This is a genomic window from Streptococcus parasanguinis (assembly GCF_001578955.1).
Lineage (GTDB): Bacteria > Bacillota > Bacilli > Lactobacillales > Streptococcaceae > Streptococcus > Streptococcus parasanguinis_U.
The window spans coordinates 257,261-259,217 of the sequence record NZ_KQ969689.1 but is presented as its reverse complement, the minus strand read 5'-3'; the positions used below and the strand labels follow the sequence as shown (position 1 = coordinate 259,217).

3 protein-coding genes and 1 pseudogene are annotated in these 1,957 nt (G+C 43.3%); all 4 read right to left on the bottom strand.

Features of this window, described 5'->3' with window-relative positions:
- Positions 1-347 (bottom strand): annotated as a pseudogene (locus tag SPADD19_RS01210) (nucleoside-triphosphate diphosphatase); the annotation flags it as partial.
- Positions 344-1,138 (bottom strand): glutamate racemase, encoded by a 795-nt coding sequence (gene racE, locus SPADD19_RS01205; RefSeq protein WP_003005309.1) that lies wholly within the window; start codon positions 1,136-1,138, stop codon positions 344-346. The pseudogene SPADD19_RS01210 and the gene racE, both read right to left, overlap by 4 nt.
- 77 nt (positions 1,139-1,215) lie before the next feature.
- A complete protein-coding gene (locus SPADD19_RS01200) occupies positions 1,216-1,461 on the bottom strand; it encodes a YneF family protein (protein ID WP_061454989.1) in 246 nt (81 codons plus the stop codon).
- Between the two features lie 55 nt (positions 1,462-1,516).
- Positions 1,517-1,957 (bottom strand): diaminopimelate decarboxylase family protein (locus SPADD19_RS12270; RefSeq protein ID WP_423170596.1); only part of this gene is annotated, 441 nt, incomplete at its 5' end.

Genomic DNA, 1,957 nt, shown 5'->3' with positions numbered 1-1,957 from the left:
AAGGCTTCCAAATCCACCCCATCACTTGGCAAATGCAAGTAAAGCAATTTCCCTTTTTCAACCAAGAGCAAGGCTCCTTGACGCTGTACAATCTCAAAAGCTCTTCCCTTGACTTCATTCAAGATTTCGGTCAAAAAGGTCAGAAAACGAAAGGCTGAACCATAGCGCATCACCGATAGATTGAGAGGGAATCCTTCAGGATCCTTGGCAAAGAGAAGTTCCAGCTGATCTAACAGAGTGGAAGCTTCCGCAGGCACTTGACTAAATTGGTTGTAGTCTGCATCTTCTCCCCATTGGGCAATATACCAATCTTGGGGATCTTTGTATTCAAATAGTTTGTCACTCATAAATTTACATGCTCCACTTTCACTGAACGTTCTAGCCATTTTTCGGCAATTGCTGCAAAGCTATTGGCATTTGCAGTGGTATAAAAGCGGTGGGTCTGCTCTAAGAGTTCGCGACTCTTATTGAGCTCAAAATAGTTTAATAAAACGGAGATATCCCGAACACACTCTGCCCCACTATCAATCAATTTAACATCCGGTCCCATAACATTTTGAATGATGGGTTTTAAAAGGGGATAATGGGTGCATCCCAAGACTAAGGTATCAACCTTTCCAACTAGTGGTTTTAGGGTTTCGTAAACCACCTTTTTAGTCACACTGGATGCCAACTCGTTTGATTCCACTAAAGGAACAAACTTGGGACAAGCTAAACTGCTGACTTCCATGTCTGGTGCCAGACTTTGAATCTTCTCTTTATAAATTCCAGAAGAAACCGTCATCGGTGTCCCAATGACCCCAATTTTTTGATGGGTCGTCGATTTAATAGCTGCAGAAGCTCCGGGCAAGATCACTCCCAAAACGGGAATATCAAGTTTCTCCTTGACTTCTTCCCAAACCACTGCCGTCGCTGTATTACAGGCTAAGACAATCATCTTGACATTTTTGGTCAGAAGGAAGTTCACCATCTGCCAAGTATACTCGCGGATTTGGTCTGCTGGTCTAGGACCATAAGGTGCACGCGCTGAATCTCCAATATAGACGACATCTTCGTGAGGAAGCTGACGGAGCAATTCGCGGACAACAGTCAGGCCCCCTACGCCAGAATCTAAAAAACCAATCGGTCGGTTATCCATATCTCTTCCTTCCAAAAGGAGGGACTAAGAAATTCCTCCAAGCCCCTCTCATTTATTATCGTGAGATTGCCCCACTCTTATTTTTTCTTGTTTTTCGCCATTGCTGATTTTTGTTGGTTCACAATTTGGCGATAGACTTGTTGAACTTTTGCTTCGCTTGGACGTTGGCCGCTCGCACCTAAAAGCGTACGAACTGCTTCAAAATTCAAACGTGGGTTTGATGCAAATTCTTTTTCAAATTGACGACGAAGCAAGAACATTCCTGCAACCATCCCACCAAAGAAAGCTAAAATAATCAACAAAATTCCTAAAAAGAGATTCATACAATTTTCTCCGATCCATTATTTTTACATAACTATCATTATATCAGACAATCACTTATTTTTCAATGTCAAAGCCGTAGAGTGTCGCAAGATAATCTTCTGGTTTTTCTGCTCGACGAATCAAACGGGCCTGCCCATCTTCTTGAAGCAGAACTTCTGCAGAACGCAACTTGGCATTGTACTGATACCCCATTGAAAATCCATGGGCTCCAGTGTCATGGATCACGAGCAAATCTCCAATCTCCGTCACGGGTAGTTCTCGTTGTTTAGCAAATTTATCGTTATTTTCACAGAGACTTCCCACGACATCGACCACTTCAGTCATTCCCTCTGGACGATCCATATTGGTAATATGGTGATAAGCACCGTACATAGCCGGTCTAAGAAGGTTCACAGCTGAAGCATCAACCCCGACATAAGTCCGGTAAGTTTTCTTTTTATGCGTCACTCTGGTTACCAAGAGGCCGTGTGAAGCCAGCATAAAGCGACCAAGCTC